Source organism: Spiroplasma sp. ChiS (assembly GCF_002968355.1).
Lineage (GTDB): Bacteria > Bacillota_I > Bacilli_A > Mycoplasmatales > Mycoplasmataceae > Spiroplasma > Spiroplasma citri.
On the sequence record NZ_PUUH01000074.1, the window covers coordinates 1 to 19,867 of the forward strand.

Genomic DNA, 19,867 nt, shown 5'->3' on the forward strand with positions numbered 1-19,867 from the left:
CAAAACAAGGACAACACCTTTACTAAGTTAGTATGTGTATTATTTACTAATTTCTTAATTTAATATGGTTTTTTTCAGAAAGGAAACAACTTTTTTATTATTTTAAAAATTATAAATATATAAAGATGCTGTCCTTGTTTTGAATCAATTAGTTATTTTAGGTTTTTTCAAATAAAAAAACCATTTTAGTAAATGGTTTAATTATTCTTATTTAATTTCTTTATATTTTTATACCCTACTTTTTTTATACAGTCAAATTACTGTCTTCATTGGTACTAACAACTGCTATATGGACTTGCTCTTGTTGAAATAATTCTAAGGCATCATCTAATTTTAAATAGCGGGAGAAAAAAATTGGTTCAGAAACTAAACTTTTGATATCAACTTCTTGATGATCAATAACAGCAATAAAAACATCTTTAATGTTTAAAATTCCAATTACTTTTTCAGTTTCCGGAGCTAAGACTGGAATGCGAGTAAAACGTTCTTGTTTATAAAACCGCTGTAATTCTCGCAATGATATATTGCTATAAATTGTTTTAACTTTTTCTTTTGCTGTCATAATTGAACCAATTGTTTTTTCATCAAAAGTGATTGCTGATTCAATTAGTTCTTTTTCATTTTTTCTAAAACACCTTCGGATTCAATTGTTGAAATTAATTCTAATAATTCATTTTCTGTGGTTAAAACACCATTTTTTTGTTTATGAAGGGTTAATAATCAAGTAAAAGGATAAAACAAAATTTTTCAAATTCATAAGATATAGGCTGAAAAAATTGAAAAATTTTCCGGAAAAGCTTTAGCAATTGTTTTTGGTAATAATTCACCAAAAATTAAAACAGTTAAACCAATAACTCCTGTCACTACTCATGTTGCTGTTTCAGCATTAACAATTAAAGATGCAAAAAATAAAGTTCCAATTGTTGGTAAGGCCGTATTAATTAAAGTATTCGCAATTAAAATAGTTGCTAAAGTACGGTCATAATCTTTTACCAATTTATAAACTTGTTTCGCACGACGAATTGTTTTATTTGTGCTGTTTTTTCCGTTTGCTAACATTCTTTTTTGCCATTTGTTTTAAACGAATAACATTAATTGAGGTAATAGCTGTTTCTGAAGCTGAAAAAAAATTGAAAAAATTAATAAAATAATTATTATTGGAAGTAACACAACCAACGCGGTGGTCATATCCATCATCATTTACTCTTCTTTAAAAATTGTATTATTTTCTATAATTATATACTTTTCTCCCTTAATTATCTACTAAATAATAACATAAAAATATTTAGATTTAACTTTAAAAATATAAAAAATAATGTATAGTTATAAATAGACAATTATATAAAATAAAATAATTCTTGGGGAGGAATAGAAATGAAAAAACTGCTAAGTACAATGGCAGCAATGATACTCACAGCAACAATAGCAACAACCACGATAGCTTGTTCAAACAAAAATATGAATTATTATATCCAATTTATGAATGGTATAAACAATAAAGAAAGCTTTATTTTTATGGTTTCAGCAAAAAATTGCATTCATTGTCAAAACACAACGGATACAACAATTCCAGATTTATATAATAAAAATGGCTATGGTAATGATAAATATGATAAGTATTTAGCCGGTGGGTTTGGTACACAATATGCTTTGAATACATATCCTATTAGTTCTGATGAACAAGAAAAAATTAAAAACACGCGTTTAATTGTTACTGACAACATTAAAGATTATAATGGTATTTGAAAAGAAAAATGAGCAAAAAATATTGCTGATTGAATTGTAACACAAGAACGAAATGCTCATAAAATTAATGGGGAAATTGATAAAACAATTACTGCTGATTCATTAGGTTTAACTGGAACACCAACTTATGTTTATATTAAAAATGCAAATTATGTTGGGTTTGAAACTGGTGAAGTTGGAAACTTAGAAACAGGGGCCAATTTTGACTTATGAATGAATCGTTTTATTAAACATATGGTTTTAGAAGATTGAGATACTGATCATAATAAATCAGAATAAAAAAAATAATCAGACAACTTGCTGGGTATTTTTTTAATTAATCATTGTTAAAATTGCATTAAAAATAATAAATAAATGATTGTAAATAATTTGGTGGGTATACTATACATTTTGCGCCGATCATTAATAATAATTGGTGCTTTTGTTGTTAAATTAGTCTCTATAATCGGTGAATTCTCTTTTAAAATAAATTTAATATTATTTAATGGCAAGGTTTTATCAGTATGTTTTAAAACATTAAATAAATAAGTTTGATCTGTATCAATAATAATTCAAATTACAATATTTTCATCTGTTAATCATTATAAAAATTTCTTAGAAATAAATTCGTGTGTTGTTACACTTACATCAAAACCAATTCCCAGCAATTGATGATAAAAATTAGTTAATAAATCCAAATGTGTATGTTCACCAATTAAATAAATTTTTTTGTTGTTTTTAGCATTGTTTTTAATTCTAAAATTGATGATAAATTTTCATTTAATAATTTTGTCATCATTGCACTATGGTTTGATACTAAGTCAGTAACGGTATTTTTTGATGGATTAAGACGATAAAACTGATTAAGTTTTTTTAAATTATCTAATTCATAACGAAAAAAATATAAAATTCTTTTCAGCCTGTAAAACCTAAACTTTTACAAAACTTTGTCACCGATGAAACACTTGTATGTGATGTTTCTGCAACATCATTAATGATAAAATTCTCATTTGATACTTTAGCAAAATTTAAAATAGCTTGTGCAATAATACCATTAACAGTATCATCATTACGATTAATAATTTCTTCTAACTTCTCAAGAATATTAGTTTTTAATTGCATATTACCCACCTATTTATTCCATGGTTTAATCCCTCAGATTTCAATTAGATTTTAATAAAATTTGGATAACAATGGAATGAAAAAAAATTGAGAGTTTAATGAAAATATTTTCCTAATCTACCTCATCGGTACGGTCTTTTACTACTTCCTCAATTTTTGCTAGAACAGTAAATAATTTTTCAAATTCAAACTTTTCAATTTGATTACATATATGTTGAACATTATTTAAATCCATTTTAACCTCCTTTCAAGCAAAAATTAACATCTTAAGTTGACTTTTCCTTGCAAATATAAAACTTTGTTTAATAACAAAGTTTTATATTACTTTAACATTAAAATAATATTGTTTAATAACTTCCGGTCTGTCAGTTACTAAATATGAAACATCTTTAACGTCATAAAATTTAAAAAATCCAATTTTATCAAATTTCGTACTATCAACTAACAAAATTTTAACTTGAACCCGGGCTAAGGCTGCTAATTCAACCCGTGCTTCTTCTTCATTACTTTTGAACACACTTCCAGTTTTATCAATTGTATTTGCTGAAAAAATAACTTTTGAAAATTGAATTAATGATAAACTTTCTTCACAAAACGAACCATAAAAAGCTTGTGATTTTTCTCGTAATTTGCCTCCAAATAAGACATTATATTGAACATTAGGATTATCTTTTGCCAATTGTAAAATTCGAAATGAATTAGTGACAATTTTTATGGGTTTATCAATTAAAGTAACAAAAATTTCACAAGTTGATCCTGCTCCGACAAAAATAACATCATTTTTTTCTAACAAATTTGTTAACTTTTTTCCGATAATCATTTTTTTATCAAAATTAATACCACTTGCTCGAACATTAATGTTACATGTTTTATTATGAACTCCCAAAAAATTAATACCGCCATAAGACATAGTAATAATCCCTTCATTTTCAAGTTCTTTTAAATCACGGCGCGCAGTTGTTGCTGAAATATTATATTTTTGAACATATTCAAGAACATGATTCATTTCGTGAAAAAGTTTTTGACACAAATATGCTAATAATAAATCTTTTCGTTGGACTCGATGGATGATTCTCTACTCCTTTCATTGTTTAATTCTATTCTTAATTATTATACCCAAAAAAAGTTATTTACCAAAATGTTCCAAAAATTTTCTTAAATTTTCAATAAGTTTTTTACTATGCAATACTTGATATAATTCAGCATCACTTGCTTTTTTAATCGCACCAATACTTTCAAAATGGTGATTTAATAATTTAATTCGTTGTTTACCAAATCCTGGGATTGTTTCTAAAATACTTGTTGTCAAAGCTTTTGTTTGCCGACGACGAAAACTAGTAATTGCAAAATGATGAACATCATCTTGTATTCTTGTTAAAAATAAAAATAAACGACTACTTTTATCTAAATATATTTTTTCTTTTTTCAAATTAAGCAAATGATCAGTTTTATGTTGATTATTTTTAACTAACCCAATCACGGGAATTGCTAAATCTAATTTTGCTAGTTCTTTTAAACAAGCATTTACTTGTTGAATCCCACCATCCATAATAATTAAATTAGGAAGGGCTTGTTTTTCTTGAATAACTTTTTGATAACGACGCGTAACAACAGCTGCAATACGATGCGTATCATCTTGATCCGGAATTTCTAAATTATATTTACGATAATCATTTCGTGATAGTCGACCATTTTTATAAACAATAACACCACCAGTCACAAATTCATCATTAATATTAGCAATATCAATCATCTCAATTAAATATGGCAATTCGGATAAATCTAAAAGCATTTGTAATTCTTTTAAAACTTCAACATTATTTAATTCTCGTTGAGCAGTTGTCTGATATTGTACATAAGATTCATAACTATTTTCAGTCGCCAATTTCATAATTGTTTTTTCAATTGGTGTTTTAGGATGAAAAACACGATTATCAAATAACAAATTTAATTCTGGCAATGCAATTATCTCATTAACAATTATTTTTGTTGGAAAAATATTTTTTTGATAAATATTTTGTAAGTATAAGCGATATAATTCTTGGCAATCTTCGGCAAAATCAAGATGGTAATATTCATAATCTTTATAACTTAATTTTCCAGCACGATAAAATAAAGTTGTTAAAACTAAATGTTCAGCAGTTTGATACAAACTAATAACGTCTAAATTATCATTTTGATTTAACATTTCAACTGTTTGTGATGACAAAGTTCAATCTAAATTTCGAATTAAAAGTTTTAATTTATGTGCTTCTTCAAATTGTAAATTATCTGCTGCTTGCAACATTCGTTTTTCTAACATTTTTTTTGTTTCAGTAAAATTACCTTTAAAAAAACTATGGACTTTTTTAATCATTTTTATGTAATAGTCCGGAGATACTGTTTTAAAACAAGCACCTGAACATTGATTAATATGATAATAAAGACAAGGTTTTCCAAGATTTCCTTTACAACGACGTAAAGGATATAATCGTTCTAAAACTTTAATAATTTCCCGCGCATGACTTCCCTCAGGGAATGGTCCATAATAACGGGCATACTTTTGGTGAACATTACGAACATATAAGTATTGGGGATCTTTTTCTTTTGTAATTACAATATAAGGATAATGTTTATCATCATTTAACAAAATATTATACTTTGGTTTATACTGTTTAATTAAGTTATGTTCTAAAATTAATGCTTCTTTTTCAGTTTTTGTAATAATTGTTTCTAAACGAACAATTTCTTGAACTAAACGAGTTGTTTTATAATTATAAACTTTGTTAAAATAAGAACTAACCCGACTTCGTAAGTTTTTTGCTTTTCCAACATATAATACTTGATGATAATTATTGTAAAATAAATAACACCCTGGTTTGGCTGGTAAAATTTCAACTTGTTCTTTTAACGATAACTTTTCTGACATTTTTTATTTTTCCCCTTATTTTTGTTAATATTTTATGATTAATTAAAACAATTAGCAACTTATCATAAAAAATAAAAAGTAATAATCTATTTAAGAAAATAAAAAACTACTTTTCAGAAAAGTAGTTTTGTTAATTTTTTAACGCTTGTTTTGATTTTTCTACTAATACTTTAAATTCATTTGGATTATGAATTGCTAATTCTGATAATATTTTACGATTTACTTCAATGTTATTTTTATTTAAACCATTCATAAATTGTGAATATGACATATCATGTTCACGTACTGCAGCATTAATTCTTTGAATTCATAATGAACGAAAATCTCTTTTACGTTGTTTACGATCACGAAAGGCATATGCTCATGATTTCATTACTTGCTCTTTTGCTTTTTTGTAATGCGTTGATTTTGTTCCAAAATATCCTTTTGCTTCTTTAATAATTTTTTTACGACGTTTTCTTGTTGTTGATCCGCCTTTAACTCTTGCCATTTGTTAATACTCCCTTCTTTTCTTTATCCTTGTAATAATTGTTTTAATCGACTTTGATCAGTTTGATCCATTAAACCAGCTTTACGTAAATGACGCTTTTGTTTTGTTGTTTTATTTTGGGCTAAATGTGAAGTATATGCATGCGCAATCTTTCATTTTCCTGTTCCTGTTACTTTGACTCTTTTTGCTAAAGATTTTTTTGTTTTCATTTTTGGCATAAATTTTTCTCCTTGTCCTTTCTTTTAAAAGTTAATTTAATTAATTATTTTTTTGGTACAACATACATATCTAAAAACAAGCCATTTAATTGTGGTTCTTTTTCAATCTTTGCCAAATCTTCAATATAACTAAAAAACTTATCTAATGTTTCTTTTCCATATTCAGGTCTAACAACTTCTCGACCACGAAACTTTAAAGAAATTTTAACACGATTCCCATCAGTTAGAAATTCACGCACTTTTTTTGCTTTAAATTCCAAATCATGTTCACCAATTCCTGTTCGTAAACGCATCTCTTTATTTTCAGTTATATGTTGATTTTTCTTATTTTCTTTTTCTTTTTTCTTTTGTTCGTATTTATATTTTCCATAATCAACCAATTTTGCTACCGGTGGATTTGAAGCAACTGATACCAACAATAAATCTAAACCTTTTTCTTCAGCAAAACGAATTGCTTCATTTCTCCCTAAAGGACCAACTTTGTTGCCATCATCTAAAATAATTAAAACTTCACGTGCTCTAATATCATAATTTACTTGCTCGATATTTTTATTGTTTTTAGTGGGTTGATTCATCCAATACCTCCATTTTAATTAATTAAAAAAACGCTTAAAAGTAGCGCTTTCATTAACAAGAATTATCTTCTTAAATGATTAAAATAATCATTAAAAACTTTAATTTTATCTTGTAAAACCTATTAACCACACTAAAGGGCATAGGTGAGCATTAACTACTTTAACATTTTTCAATATTAATTATATGATGTTTTTCAAATTTAGTCAATAATATTAATAATAATTTGTCCTTATTTTTTGATAATTTCGTAATAGCTATCTAGCAAAAATTTCGCAATTATTTATATTATTAATTTGGTGATAACTATGGAAAGAAAATTAACAATGACAGAAAAACATAAATATAAAACTATTGGAAAAGTTATTAATAATGAAATAACAAAAAAACGTGCTGCTAAAATTTTAGATTTGTCTATTCGTAGAATTGAACAATTAATGAAAATTTATGATACACAAAATATGACTTTCTTTGCCCATCATTCACGTGGTAGAACAGCATATAACAAAACAAAACCAGAAATTTGTGAAAATATTCTTAATCTTTACAAAACTAAATATATTGATTTTAATTTTATACATTTTAAAGAAAAATTACTTGAAAATGAAAAAATAAAAATTTCTTATTCAGTTTTGTACAACTTAATGTCTCTAAATTAAATAAAATCTCCTAGAAAACAGAAATTAAGAAAAAAAAGATAAATCACATCCTTTAAGAGAACGCCGCAAATGTTTTGGGGAATTATTACAAGCTGATGCTAGTGAACATTTATGACTAGGAATAAATCATCCTAAAATATTTTTACATGGTGCTATTGATGATGCAACAAATACAGTTGTTGGATTATATTTTGATTATCAAGAAACCTTAAATGGTTATTATAATGTTTTATATCAAATTTTAAAAAACTATGGTATTCCTATGACATTTTAATACAGATAAGCGAACAATTTTTACTTATCAAAAAAATAATAGTAAAAACGAAGAAAAAGACACCTTTAATCAATTCAGCAGATGCTGTAATGAATTAGGTGTCGAAATCATAACTACTTCAATTTCTCAAACAAAAGGTCGAATTGAATGGTTATGAGGTACTTTACAAGATCGTCTAAAAAATGAATTAAGTCTTGCAAAAGTAACTACTCTTGAAGAAGCAAATAAGTTCTTAAAAGAATTTCTGCCTAAATTCAATAAACACTTTGCTCTTCCCATTGATTATAACAATTCTGCTTTCGTTGATGCACCAGAAAGTGATAAAATTAATTTACTTTTATCAATAACTTCAACAAGAAGAACAGATAATGGATCATCAATTAGTTATGCAAATAAAAAGTACTTAGCTTATGATAATAAAAAACTAAAAGTTTTTAATTCAAAAACAAATGTTACAATAATTAATGCATTTGATAAAACATTGTATCTTAAGTATGAAAACAAAATTTATAATCTATTAGAATATATTCCAACAGTTAAAAATACAGAAAAAACATTACCAAAATCTAAAGCTCATAAACCCAAATCAAATCATCCATGAACTGAAAGATATACTATGAAAGAATTATCAATTAAATAAATTTACGAAATTTTAGCTAAATATTGACATAATATTAATAAGAATTTTAATGAAGATGGTAAGAAATAGTTGGAACTTTTAACGATAAATTTTATTTGGAATAACAACAATTATTCCTCAAACAAAGAAACTTATTTACAAATTAGTTTTTACCCATAAAAATGGTGACATTAAATATCAATCAGGGAAAAATATTAAATTAATGTTATTAAACTTGAAAAAAAGTACCTACTACTTTTGATAAAGTTTTTTGCGATAACTACTTTATTCTTGATATTTTATAAATAATGCTTTATCAATCAAATTTTTAATTTGCAAATCTTGATTTTGTCATTTCTCAACATCCCTATAACTTTTAAAACGTTTTGCTGCTAAAAAACCAATAAAAACTGCTCATTGAGCTGATAATTCAGATGTTAATAATTTGACAACCGGAAAATTTACCATTTTACTAAATAGTTCTACTATTAAAAAGTTGATAAAGAAACCACCAGCTAAACAAATTTTTGTTCATTTTTTTGTGCTAAATTATCAATAATACTTTTACAATTAAAAAGAATTCCTTCAACAACAATTTGAATTAATTGTTTTGGTTCAATTGCTGCTGTTGTTAAATAAAATTTTTCATGGTCATATTTTTTTCAAATTCGTTCTTCCACTAAATATGGAAAGTAAAAATCATTTGTTAGAGACTGTTCTGCAATTTGCTTTGCAAATTTAGTAAGGGCAAAATTTAATGAATAATCTTGCTGCTGTAGAAATCAATTAAAATTATTAACTCCATTTGAAGAAGTAAACCCACGCATATAAATTTCTTCATCAAATAGCATAAAATATTCATTCGTCGGAATTTTTGAAGGTATTGTAAACCAAAAATATCGACAACCAGTTGATGTTCCTAAACTAATTGTTAATATGTCTTGATCATAATAACCCGTTGCTAAATTAGCACTAATACCATCAGCTGTCCCAACAACAATATCTAATTGTTCAGGCAGATTTCATCTTTTATTAATAATTCTTAAAACAGTTTGTGGTGAAACAAGCTTACTTAGTCACTTTTCAGAAACTTTTAACATTGTCAAAATTTCTTGATCTCAGTTTCTTGTTTGTAAATTAAATAATTCTGTTCCACTTGCCATTGCATAATCAATTACAAATTGCTCTGTTAATAAATAAATTAAATACTCTTTAATTGAAACAACTTTAGCAATTTTTGTTCATCATTTTTGCATCTCAAAATGAATATAGCCTAATTTAAATGCGGGTAGAAAACCCCCTCTAAACATTCCTGTTTTTTGATGAAAAAGATCGACCGGAATTTCTAGTTCCCCAAATGAATGAGGATCTGTCCATAAAATAATATCAGAGATTGGGTGATGGTTATGATCTAACAGTAAAAATGAGTGCATAGCACAACTAAAAGTAATATTAATAATTAAATACTGTTGCGAAAGTCTTTGAGTTAATTGCTCCAATAATAATTGAAAATTTGTTACTAATTCATTTAAATTTTGCATTACTAGTGCCGTTGTTAGTTGAATTTCATATTGATAAAATTCAGAATCAATAATTCTGCCATTTTGATCAAATGCAATTAGTTTTAAGGTTGTTGTTCCAATATCAACTGCAATAACAATTTCTGGTTTCATATTATTTAACCTCAATTATTTTAAATGCTCGTCATGGTTTAATAAAGTCAAGGAGAATGCAATCTGATGATGGTAGTTTACCAAAATAATTTCGTCTCCCATCATTTTTAATTTGTTTACGAACAATTTGAACTTCACCTTTGTATTTTAAATACTTATCATTTGGCATTACAATATCGCCAGGTTGAAAATACTTGTGTAAAAAATCACGTGGTGGTACTGAATCATTTAGATATGTTTTGCGTGGAACCGTACTTCGCGCAATGAAAGCAGATAAATCGCCACGAATATAATGGTCATGTTTAAGTAAAATTTCTTTTTCAAGACTAGTAATATCTTTATCCAATTGGACTTTAAATGTTAAAAGATTAAAATTATTATCACGCAAGCATTTTAACTGTTCTTCTGTGGCAAATTGTGTTGAAATTAAAATAAAATCAAAGTATTGTATTGCTAAAAAATGACGAAGTTGTAAATCAAGAGGTAAATAACGATGTGATTCTAAAGTTGGTAAATTATCATTAATATCCCATGGACCAGTTTGTGCAGCACCATCTAAAGTAATAAAAACTCCTAATTTAATTCCAAATGACCGCCATTTTTTACTAAAAAAATTAAATAAATCTTGATCTAACCCTGAATATTCCTGGGGGTAAAAGTTATGAAGCGCTGATAAGTTAAGAGGATTAGCACCATAAGAAATAATATTACTGATTGTTTTATTCATTAACGAAGCATTTAATTGAATTTTAATATTATCATTATTAGTACTTAATAATGCTTCAGTTAAACCGTCAAAATTACCATCTAACCGTAAGGTTGTCGCTCCTAATTGATTAAAATATGATAAGTCTAATTTATTTAAATTAATGTTTAAATTCTTAAATGTCTCGGGATTAACATCTAAAATCACATCGTATCCTAAAGTTTTTCCATAATTTAAAACTTCTTTAAACTTTTCTTGCATTTCATTTGATTTTTTTCAATCCCAATATAATTAACAAACAATTTTGTAAAATAATATTTTTTTGCTAATACTAAATACTCTTTGCATTCCTTTGCTGTTGCTTTATCGGTATATAGCGAAATTCCTAATTCTGCCATTATTTTAATACCTCATTAATCATTTTCATTAATTTTTTAATATCATCAACATTAGTAGTTTTTGTCACAGAATTAATTATTGATGAATAAATGTGGGGAATAATTTTTTTAATACCCATATCAACAGCAATTTGTATAATTTCTTGAAAATTTGTTAAATCAATTCCACCCGTTGGTTCAAGAATAAAATCTGCTTCAACACATGCTTGAACAACAGCACGATATTCTTCAATTGTTTCTAATCCACGCATTGGAAAAAATTTAATACTATTACCACCCATATCCTTAATTATGGCAATCACTGTTGCAATATCAACAATCGCCGGAGCATATTTACTACTCAATGGTCCAGTATTAATTTTTACTTTACCAACAATCCCAGATTAGTGATACTAAACAATTAATATTAGTAAAATTATTATTAATAACTCCCCTGGTAAAACCAACAGCAGGAAATACTTGATTAATGTAAAGTGGTTGTACTTCCTTACTGATTTCAGTAACCATTCGTCACTGATTACTATCACCAGCTCCTAATACAACACTAATTGAGTTATTTAATTCCTTCTGGTATCTTTTCATATCGACAACTGCTTCTTTTGTTGAAACATAATCTTTTGATAGTAAACCAATCAAAACACATCCTTCAGCAGCTTGATAAACTTGATGAGCATTTTCAAGATCAGATGCTAACACATTTAAACATATTCTGTTTTGATAGTATTTTATTTCTGTCATTATTTTATCTCCTTTATGATTTCTATCATTTTCTTATAAATTATGTCTAATTCATTTAAATTAGTTAATGTTCTTGGATCAATTTTTAAATATCCCTCATTAAGTTGATAATCACGCAAACTAATTGCTGGATTACTATGTTTTAACATCTGATTAATTTTTTTAATAATTCAATATTTTCATTTAACAGACTAATTCGGCAACGATTAATTTTGCGAACTGTATCTTGTCCTAATGAAGCCACAAAATATTTGTTATTATTTATTTTAGTAATTAATGTTTCTAAGGCTGAAAAAGTATTGTTCTGATGTTGTGAATTATTTAAATAGTTTTCTAAAGCACATAATAGTCCAATAATATTTTCCTTCCCTATTTTCATTGTCCGTCCAATTCCTTTGAAATGATGTTTTAGATTATAAATATATTCTTTTTTCCCCAGTACTAGGCCAGAAGTTGGACCATTTAAAGCTTTTGCTCCACTTAGAATTCATAAATCTAAATCACAATATTTTTGTAAGTTATCTTCGGCCGCACAATCAACAATTACTGGTAAATGATATAATCGTGCAACTGCTAAATACTCTGATAAACTAATCATATTCTTTTGAACACAATGGTGGGAAACAACATATAATAATCGTGCTTTTTTATTAGTAATTTTACTAATAATATCATCTTTTGTACATCCATTTGATCAACCTGCTTCAACAACTTTTGCTCCGCCAACTTTCATCATCATTTCAATTGGTGCACCAAAATTAATATTATGTCCTTTGGGAATAATAATTTCATTTTGTTCAACAGATTGATAAACATCTAAAAAATTAGTTTTATAGATAATTGCGGCACAACTAAGTGCAATCCCACTTGCGGCACTATTTACTGGCTGAGCTGCTTCAACTTTAAGTAATGATGTAATCTTTTTATTAATAATTTGATATAATTCTTCAATAACAACAAAGTTTTGACTTGCTTCATTCATTTGCTGTAGAACTAGAGGTTTGACAGTACTAGTTCCTAACTTTGTCATATACCCACAAGCATTAATCACTTGCTGACATCCTAATTTTTGATATATATTTTTTGCCTCCATTTTATTCACCTTTGCTTTCTTACCATAATATTTTTCCATTAATGATTGTTCTAATTGGCTCAATAACTTAATCAAGTACTATTTCATGTTGATAACTATCAAGTACTGTTACTTTTTTATTAATTACTTTAAAAAATGTTAAATTAGCTTGATTACCAATTTTAATTTTCCCCATTGTTTTAAAATTGAAAATTTAAGCAGGTTTACTTGTTACTTTTGCAATAACATTGGCTAATGTATAGCCTAGTTTTAGCATTTTACTCATCACCATTGCTAGACTTGTGACAATATTATTATTTTTATTTTGATAATAAATATCACTACTAATAATCTATTTTTTTATTAAATACTTTTTCAGCTCGCAAATAACTAAAACTTTCACTGCCATGTTCTAAATCAAAATAAATTCCTTGGTTTTTTGCATTAAGCGTTGCAACAGTTGGTGCTCCTTTAGCATTAAATATTTCATAATTTTTTTGATGAAAAACATGCGTAATAATATCACCACGCGTTAAATTATTAATAATACTTGCAAAATGGGGAGGAGTATTTCCTAAATGTACCATTAATGGAAAATGACGGGAAATTTTTAACCTTGCTTGGTTAAAGCGAACTAATGAATTAACTCCAGTATCACCAACAACACTAGAACTTAATCTTATTTTTGCCCCAATAATAAAATCTTGATACTTCTTTATCGTTTCCAAATATTCATCAAGTAAAAGATAAGCACTATTACTTAATTCATTCTGTTTACTAAGACCAATTGCGGAAACATTTAATAAGCTTCGAATTGGGGTTTGATATTCTTTTGCAATCTGATAAAAATTATCAAGATCATTGATTCCAATACTACCAGCATCAATAAGCAAACAAACACCTTGCTGATAACCTATTTGATCTGGGTCAGCATAGTAAATTGGACTTTTAGAATAACAATGTGTATGTAAATCAATTCAACCATAACTAACATATGTATCTGGTTCAAAGTTTATAATTTTACAAGTATTATTATTCCTTTAAAAATTACTAAGCTCATTTTTTGACAAAATAGCAGTAATTTTATCGCCAGTAATAACTATATTTAAAACATTATTATTAACATCTCGGACATGCTTTAATAAGTACATTTTGGTCTCCAACTATTCTTATTTTAGTTGCTCAAAAATACTCGTTTTAATTTCATAACCTTTATCTTTTACTTTTTGCTTAAATAATTTCTTTTGACGATATTTTATTTTTAATGCCGTTGGTCAACGTCAAGATTCAGTATAAACAATTTCACTATTAACATTATTAACTTTAATTAAATCAAAATTAATTTTAAATAAATTCATGTCAATAAAAGTTGCTAATTCAATTTCCTTTGTATAATGATTTTTGGTTAAAACATAATGCAAAGTTTGATTATTGAACTTTCGAATAAATACTTGCCCAGTTGAACTATCTTTTGTAATTTTAGTTTTAGCATCTTGATTTAAAAATTTATATAAAATTTCAAAAATTTCAGTTGGCATTGCTGGAATTTCAAAATGAACAGCAACAGCCATAATTCGTTTTTGTTCTTGTTGAGTATTTTGATAGACTGCCTTTTCATAATTATATACTTGTTCTAAAAGATTATTCTCCATCGCTTTTGTCATTCGTTTCTAAAACTTTACGTTTATTTTTATGAAAATCATATTCAGTTAATGAACCATCAATACTTAATAAAATAAGTGCAGTGTCTCCAAAGAATAATCCTAAGACTCCATTAATTAATATAATACCAATTAATGTCAACATTATAACTACAATTCATCGTCATAAAGAATGTTTGTGATGATTAATCATAAAATTAAATCATCCAATTAAGATAAAAACTAATCCAATTATTAACATAATTTTATTATTTTTAGTTGTTTTAAAAAACTTCCTAAATTTCATTTATCCATTCAAATTATTGTAAAACTAATTAAAGTGCCAAGAAAAAGCAATCATTGCAAAAAATACAGATATTTTTTAGTCTTAACCATCCTAACTTTCCTTTCCTGTCCGTTCATACAAACAAATTAAATGTTCAGCAAGATCAAGAATAATAATTGCTGAATTAAAATGGTCTTGGGGATGAACAGCTAATACTGTCATTGGATATTGCTCACCATTAGCTTCATGTTGAATTAATTCCGCATGAAATTTATGTACTTTTGTTAACTCTTGGTGCGCTTCATTAATTAACTCTCGTGCAACACCATATTCATTTGTTTGTGCTTTTGCCAATGCTTTTAATTCTAACGATTTGGCATTACCCCCATATGTTATTAGACTAAAAGAATAATTAACTAATTGTTCTATTTTATCCATTAATTTTCACCTCTTTCTGATTTGTTATTTCAGTTTCTCGTTTAGTAGTTACCCGATCAAACCAAAGCACAAATGGTAGTCATATTGCAAGCGATACTCCTAAAACAATTAAACTAGTAATAATCGCTTGTCATTGTCCCCCTGAGGCAAAGTATGCACCAATTGGGCCCGGAACTGTCCATGGAACGGATGCAACTCAATTTATTCCCATTGCTTTTTGAGCCCCAAAACCAACAATTGCTCCAGCAACTGGTGAAAAAACAAATGGCACTCACATATAAGGATTAACTAAAATTGGTAATCCAAATAAAATTGGTTCATTAATATTAAAAATAATCGGAATTAAAGATGTTCGGGTCGTTGTTTTTACTAGTTTAGACTTCGCAATAATTGAACCAATAATAACTAATCTAATTGTTGAACCAGCCCCACCATATTGAGCAAACCACTGAAAAAATGGTTCAACAAAATCATTTTGAATTAAATTCCCATTTTGCAATGCATTTTGATTTTCATCTAACGCAATAATTCAAAATGGATGAGTAACAGATTGAACTAAACTCCCCCCATGAATTCCAAATCGTCATAAAAAAGTAATTAAAAAGACAACAATGATAACACCACCAATATTTTTAACTAAAAATGAACCAAAAGGACTAAAAAAATCATTTAAAAATGTTGTCATATCAAAACCAACTACAAAATGAATGAAGGCAATAATAATAGCAATAAACATAATTGGAACTAATGCTAGGAATGAGTTTCCGACTGCTTCAGGAACCTGTTTAGGCAAACGAATTGTAATTCGATATTTAACACATACGCGATACATTTCAACTGCAATTGTTGAACCAATAATTGCAAAGGTAACGATGCAATAATTCCATTTCTAATTCCTAATAAATGTCGTTGACTTCCAATTTTAGAAAAGTATGGTACCATTTTTTTATTAATTAAGTAACACAACTGTCCCAAAGGATTTTTAAATTAAGTAACACAACAGCAGAAAAGAATTTTAAAGAAAATCGAAATTTTTAAAATTGACAATTAACAAGAAATAAATATAATAAAATTATGTGTATTAAATAAACACAAAAAGAAAGGAATTAAGTTATGAAAAAAATTTTAAGTTTAATTGGAACAACAGCTATAACAACAAGCGGAGTAGCACCTTTAATGGCAATGATGCCAAATAATTTTTCTAATTCTACAAGTTCTTCTGAAATCATAAATACAAGCGGAGTAAATAAAATTTTAAAAGATGAATTAATGACTACTTTTATTACTGAATTCCCTACACAAAACACTAGAAGAACTATAACTAGTTACAATTTTGAACCGTGAGTTCTTTATTTATCAGATAATTCTATGCAACAAATAAATCAAATTTATTTACATGAAGAAAATTTAAATAACAATATTATATATATAATTAATTTTATAATTTCTAAATTAGTAGAAAATAATGAAGAAACTAATGAGTTTATTTCTTTATTAAGAAGAAATAACGAACAATTTTATATATTATTTTTTCAATCACTTAACAGTTTACTTTTAAATGAATATGAATCTTTATTTATAAATAATAGAAATGGTTTAATTTTTTTAATAGAAAATAATGGTAATATAAAGAGCGTTCATTCTCAAACATAATAAATTTTTTTTAGTTAAAGCAATAAAATTTTTTTGTTTTTTATTTTATAAATATTTTTAATATATAAAGTAAATTGACAATATTAAAATTAAAAATAGGCATCGTGTACGATGAACCCGTAAAAAAGCAACTCTTGTTAGAGTTGTTTTTTTATTTGAAATAAAACAACTCCTAAAAGGAGGTAATGATAATTAAACAACAAAAAATATGTGATGTTAATGATTGTTATCAAGTAATATCATTCATTACTAAAGAATTTGTATCAAATAAAGTTTTATGAACTTGTGAAAAACATAAAAATTTATTGAATAAAGTAAAAGATAAAACACAAAAGCAATTTTATCAAAAACTAGAAAATTCAAAAATTATCTTTGAATGAGAAACTGGTTTGTTAAAACTTTGACTTTATAAAACAACTTAATGCAGAGTGGGACGGTTATTTTAAATAACTAAGTGCTTCCATAAGAACATGAGTTTATACTCATTCCCACAGCCGCCCGAGGCAAGTACTGAAATAGTGTATGAGTAAAGAGGTAAATCGGCGTTGGTTATTATTTTTAATAACTTGCGATAGTGGTGATGTGTCCAAGGCTAACATCGAACCACAATAAAAATAGAGATGGTGACACAAAAAATTAAATTTGCGATTAGCATTCGGTCCTTCATATGGGTGCAAGTAAATTTAATTTCAAAAACTGAGCGCTGCCTCCTTGAAAAAAGAACGGATGAAGGAAGATATATATGTCTGGCGTCTAATTTAAAAATATAGTTGCAGATTTTTAATAGATGCTAAAACAAACATAACACCGCCACCGCTTACCCCAGTAAAGCGGATGGCGTAGTAAATAAATAGATAAATACTTTATATAACTAACTCTCGATTTGGCACTTTCACTTGGAAGTGAGTGCCAGCGAGTTAAAGATAGGAGAAAAAATGATGGAATATAAAAGTAAATATATTAATAAAACTTGAAATGAAATAACAACATCATTTGATTGAGTTAATTGTCAACCTATTGATTGTCGTATTTCACATCATAAAAAACATTATGATTTTCAATGTTTAGAATGAGCAAAAATGTACTTAAATTTATTTAAAGATAAATGAGGTGTTATTGCTTCTTATATGGAACATTACAAAATTAACGATATTTTAGATTTAGCATCAGATGGATGAAAAATATTACAATTTGAGAAAAAAATAAAAGGAATAATTTAGGAGGTAAAGATGAAAAAGAATAGTTGTCTTAAAAAAAATATTGAGGTTATTGCTTTAAATGTGATAAACAAAATAAATATATCCTTACACACAATGAAATTACTGATGAACATTAAGCATTAGGTAAAAAGAATTAGGAGGAATTAAATTATGAATAAAAGATACTTATTAATATCAAAATCAGAAACTATGTTTTGAATAGATACTGAATTATTTTATACCTTAGAAGAAGCAGAGATTACTGCTAAAAATATAAGTAAAAATTTTTTTGAAACAACTATTATTGATTTAGAAAATATTAAATGAAAAGGAAATAAATAATTATGAAAGAAATTAGAAATTTAAAATTATCAGAATTTCAAAAAGAAATTATTAATAAATTAGATGATGAATACTACTATAAAATTTCATTCCAGGAACAAGATAAAGATGCTGTTATTAATATTATTGATAATGATGGTAATTTCTTGTTACAAATATTAAGTAGCGACGACTATGTATCAATAAAGGAGCGAATAAAAAATGTGGAAAAAAACACTGAAAATATTAACGGATATCTTAAAAAAGAATTAAATAGGTGTAAACAATATACTGAAATTATTGAAAATAATAAAAAACTATTAAAGTATTAGAACTTATATTAAAGGAGAATAAATAATATGTGAAAAGATGAAGATGGCAAAGTTTACACAGAAGAAGATTTATTTAATGAAGCATTAGAAGAATGTCATTCAGAAGAAAGTGCTTATGACTATATTGATACTTTAATTGCAGAAAAGAATTTGGAGGAATTATAAAATGAAAACATTACAAGATTTAATTAAAGATTTAACAGATATTACTGTTGAAGAACAAAAAATAAGTAATTATTTAGAAGAAGAAGTATTATATTTACAAGGTGCTGATTTATATAGTGCTGATTTACATTGGGCTAATTTAACTAATGCTAATTTAGATAAGGTTAAAATTACAAAAGAACAATTAGAACAATTAACTGTTATTGAGGAGGAAGAATAATGAATATAACAGAAACAATTAAATTTAACAAACTTAAAGCAGAAAATGAAACACTTGAAGCAGAAAATGAAGCACTTAAAAAAGAACTTGCAAAATTAAAACAACAAATATTATATAAAGAAGATTTTTGATTTCAATTATATTGTATAAATTGTGAAAAAGTTGACAAATGTATATTATCAAGTTGTTCAGAAAATACTTGAAGAAACAACTATGTTTTAAAAGATAATTCTAAATCTAAATATGACACATTACCTAGTAAGGAGGATAAATTAAATAATGAATAATATAGTTCAAAATGTTTCTTTCCCTTTTGCAATTAAAGGTAATGATTTTAAAGAATTAAGTTTAAAAGCATTAAATATTAAAAAATGAATTGATGAAAATGGACAAGAATTAGCAGAATTTATATACAGACAACAAGCTTGATTAATAAAT

At 26.3% G+C, this 19,867-nt stretch carries 28 protein-coding genes and 3 pseudogenes; 10 read left to right on the plus strand and 21 right to left on the minus strand.

Annotated features, from left to right (window positions below):
• Positions 1-244: 244 nt before the first annotated feature.
• Together C6B38_RS11015 and C6B38_RS11020 are read right to left on the minus strand one after the other, a co-directional pair.
• On the minus strand, positions 245-562 hold the full coding sequence (locus C6B38_RS11015; protein WP_233485495.1) for a CBS domain-containing protein: 318 nt from the start codon (positions 560-562) through the stop codon (positions 245-247).
• A 44-nt stretch (positions 563-606) separates the two neighbouring features.
• Entirely contained in the window at positions 607-1,059 is a 453-nt protein-coding gene (locus C6B38_RS11020; protein WP_233485496.1) for a DUF21 domain-containing protein, read from the minus strand.
• Positions 1,060-1,374: 315 nt separating this feature from the next.
• On the opposite strand from C6B38_RS11020, the gene C6B38_RS02850 reads away from it, so the two are divergent.
• Complete coding sequence (locus tag C6B38_RS02850; protein WP_105298583.1) at positions 1,375-2,025, plus strand: hypothetical protein; 651 nt, start codon at positions 1,375-1,377, stop codon at positions 2,023-2,025.
• 582 nt (positions 2,026-2,607) lie between these two features.
• Here C6B38_RS02850 and C6B38_RS11025 read toward each other — a convergent pair.
• The 7 genes from C6B38_RS11025 to infC all read right to left on the minus strand — a co-directional run bounded on the left by C6B38_RS11025 (position 2,608) and on the right by infC (position 7,038).
• Positions 2,608-2,847, minus strand: a complete 240-nt coding sequence (locus C6B38_RS11025; RefSeq protein WP_233485497.1) for a hypothetical protein — start codon at positions 2,845-2,847, stop codon at positions 2,608-2,610.
• Positions 2,848-2,959: 112 nt separating this feature from the next.
• A complete protein-coding gene (locus C6B38_RS11835) occupies positions 2,960-3,082 on the minus strand; it encodes a hypothetical protein (protein ID WP_255401057.1) in 123 nt (40 codons plus the stop codon).
• Positions 3,083-3,163: 81 nt separating this feature from the next.
• Complete coding sequence (locus C6B38_RS02860) at positions 3,164-3,919, minus strand: DeoR/GlpR family DNA-binding transcription regulator (RefSeq protein WP_443028739.1); 756 nt, start codon at positions 3,917-3,919, stop codon at positions 3,164-3,166.
• A 54-nt stretch (positions 3,920-3,973) separates the two neighbouring features.
• The gene (gene uvrC, locus C6B38_RS02865) at positions 3,974-5,755 is read right to left on the minus strand and encodes an excinuclease ABC subunit UvrC (protein ID WP_105298585.1); all 1,782 of its coding nucleotides are present in this window, start codon (positions 5,753-5,755) and stop codon (positions 3,974-3,976) included.
• A gap of 130 nt (positions 5,756-5,885) precedes the next feature.
• Positions 5,886-6,245, minus strand: coding sequence for a 50S ribosomal protein L20 (gene rplT / locus C6B38_RS02870; RefSeq protein ID WP_105298586.1), 360 nt, complete (start codon positions 6,243-6,245; stop codon positions 5,886-5,888).
• A 23-nt stretch (positions 6,246-6,268) separates the two neighbouring features.
• On the minus strand, positions 6,269-6,463 hold the full coding sequence (gene rpmI / locus C6B38_RS02875; protein ID WP_004028190.1) for a 50S ribosomal protein L35: 195 nt from the start codon (positions 6,461-6,463) through the stop codon (positions 6,269-6,271).
• A gap of 44 nt (positions 6,464-6,507) precedes the next feature.
• Positions 6,508-7,038 carry a translation initiation factor IF-3 gene (gene infC, locus C6B38_RS02880; RefSeq protein WP_105298587.1) on the minus strand — a complete coding sequence of 177 codons (531 nt, stop codon included), beginning with the start codon at positions 7,036-7,038 and terminating at the stop codon, positions 6,508-6,510.
• Between the two features lie 317 nt (positions 7,039-7,355).
• Here infC and C6B38_RS12295 point away from each other — a divergent pair.
• Positions 7,356-8,609: pseudogene (locus C6B38_RS12295) on the plus strand (ISNCY family transposase).
• A gap of 264 nt (positions 8,610-8,873) precedes the next feature.
• Here C6B38_RS12295 and C6B38_RS02895 read toward each other — a convergent pair.
• The 12 genes and pseudogenes from C6B38_RS02895 to C6B38_RS02940 form a co-directional block, all read right to left on the minus strand.
• Entirely contained in the window at positions 8,874-9,056 is a 183-nt protein-coding gene (locus C6B38_RS02895; protein ID WP_105298590.1) for a hypothetical protein, read from the minus strand.
• Between the two features lie 47 nt (positions 9,057-9,103).
• A complete protein-coding gene (locus C6B38_RS02900; protein ID WP_105298591.1) occupies positions 9,104-10,261 on the minus strand; it encodes an FGGY family carbohydrate kinase in 1,158 nt (385 codons plus the stop codon).
• A 1-nt stretch (position 10,262) separates the two neighbouring features.
• The gene (locus tag C6B38_RS12300) at positions 10,263-10,649 is read right to left on the minus strand and encodes a phospho-sugar glycosidase domain-containing protein (RefSeq protein ID WP_443028740.1); all 387 of its coding nucleotides are present in this window, start codon (positions 10,647-10,649) and stop codon (positions 10,263-10,265) included.
• A gap of 57 nt (positions 10,650-10,706) precedes the next feature.
• Positions 10,707-11,365 (minus strand): annotated as a pseudogene (locus C6B38_RS12305) (MupG family TIM beta-alpha barrel fold protein); the annotation flags it as partial.
• Positions 11,365-12,103, minus strand: a pseudogene (dagF, locus tag C6B38_RS12310) (2-dehydro-3-deoxy-phosphogluconate aldolase). The pseudogenes C6B38_RS12305 and dagF, both read right to left, overlap by 1 nt.
• Positions 12,103-12,252 carry a hypothetical protein gene (locus tag C6B38_RS09730; protein WP_162475826.1) on the minus strand — a complete coding sequence of 50 codons (150 nt, stop codon included), beginning with the start codon at positions 12,250-12,252 and terminating at the stop codon, positions 12,103-12,105. Before C6B38_RS09730 ends, dagF begins: the two are co-directional and overlap by 1 nt.
• Positions 12,246-13,196 (minus strand): SelA-like pyridoxal phosphate-dependent enzyme, encoded by a 951-nt coding sequence (locus C6B38_RS02915; protein WP_162475827.1) that lies wholly within the window; start codon positions 13,194-13,196, stop codon positions 12,246-12,248. Before C6B38_RS02915 ends, C6B38_RS09730 begins: the two co-directional genes overlap by 7 nt.
• A 323-nt stretch (positions 13,197-13,519) precedes the next feature.
• The gene (locus tag C6B38_RS02920; RefSeq protein ID WP_105298594.1) at positions 13,520-14,068 is read right to left on the minus strand and encodes a hypothetical protein; all 549 of its coding nucleotides are present in this window, start codon (positions 14,066-14,068) and stop codon (positions 13,520-13,522) included.
• 276 nt (positions 14,069-14,344) lie between these two features.
• Entirely contained in the window at positions 14,345-14,827 is a 483-nt protein-coding gene (locus C6B38_RS02925; protein ID WP_105298595.1) for a hypothetical protein, read from the minus strand.
• Entirely contained in the window at positions 14,817-15,077 is a 261-nt protein-coding gene (locus C6B38_RS02930) for a hypothetical protein (protein WP_146693280.1), read from the minus strand. Before C6B38_RS02930 ends, C6B38_RS02925 begins: the two co-directional genes overlap by 11 nt.
• 135 nt (positions 15,078-15,212) lie before the next feature.
• Complete coding sequence (locus C6B38_RS02935; RefSeq protein WP_105298597.1) at positions 15,213-15,539, minus strand: PTS lactose/cellobiose transporter subunit IIA; 327 nt, start codon at positions 15,537-15,539, stop codon at positions 15,213-15,215.
• A complete protein-coding gene (locus C6B38_RS02940) occupies positions 15,532-16,413 on the minus strand; it encodes a PTS transporter subunit EIIC (RefSeq protein WP_308686797.1) in 882 nt (293 codons plus the stop codon). Before C6B38_RS02940 ends, C6B38_RS02935 begins: the two co-directional genes overlap by 8 nt.
• Positions 16,414-16,652: 239 nt before the next feature.
• Between C6B38_RS02940 and C6B38_RS02945 the strand changes: the two genes are divergently transcribed.
• The 8 genes from C6B38_RS02945 to C6B38_RS02970 all read left to right on the plus strand — a co-directional run bounded on the left by C6B38_RS02945 (position 16,653) and on the right by C6B38_RS02970 (position 19,716).
• A complete protein-coding gene (locus C6B38_RS02945; protein ID WP_105298599.1) occupies positions 16,653-17,192 on the plus strand; it encodes a hypothetical protein in 540 nt (179 codons plus the stop codon).
• 185 nt (positions 17,193-17,377) lie between these two features.
• Complete coding sequence (locus C6B38_RS02950) at positions 17,378-17,614, plus strand: hypothetical protein (RefSeq protein ID WP_105298600.1); 237 nt, start codon at positions 17,378-17,380, stop codon at positions 17,612-17,614.
• Between the two features lie 513 nt (positions 17,615-18,127).
• Positions 18,128-18,412 carry a hypothetical protein gene (locus tag C6B38_RS02955; protein WP_146693281.1) on the plus strand — a complete coding sequence of 95 codons (285 nt, stop codon included), beginning with the start codon at positions 18,128-18,130 and terminating at the stop codon, positions 18,410-18,412.
• 150 nt (positions 18,413-18,562) lie between these two features.
• Positions 18,563-18,733, plus strand: coding sequence for a hypothetical protein (locus C6B38_RS09735; protein ID WP_162475828.1), 171 nt, complete (start codon positions 18,563-18,565; stop codon positions 18,731-18,733).
• Positions 18,734-18,735: 2 nt separating this feature from the next.
• Positions 18,736-19,044, plus strand: a complete 309-nt coding sequence (locus tag C6B38_RS02960; protein ID WP_105298602.1) for a hypothetical protein — start codon at positions 18,736-18,738, stop codon at positions 19,042-19,044.
• A gap of 27 nt (positions 19,045-19,071) precedes the next feature.
• Positions 19,072-19,209, plus strand: coding sequence for a hypothetical protein (locus C6B38_RS09740; protein WP_162475809.1), 138 nt, complete (start codon positions 19,072-19,074; stop codon positions 19,207-19,209).
• Between the two features lies 1 nt (position 19,210).
• Complete coding sequence (locus C6B38_RS02965) at positions 19,211-19,429, plus strand: pentapeptide repeat-containing protein (protein ID WP_105298603.1); 219 nt, start codon at positions 19,211-19,213, stop codon at positions 19,427-19,429.
• On the plus strand, positions 19,429-19,716 hold the full coding sequence (locus C6B38_RS02970) for a hypothetical protein (protein WP_105298604.1): 288 nt from the start codon (positions 19,429-19,431) through the stop codon (positions 19,714-19,716). Before C6B38_RS02965 ends, C6B38_RS02970 begins: the two co-directional genes overlap by 1 nt.
• Positions 19,717-19,867 lie beyond the last annotated feature (151 nt).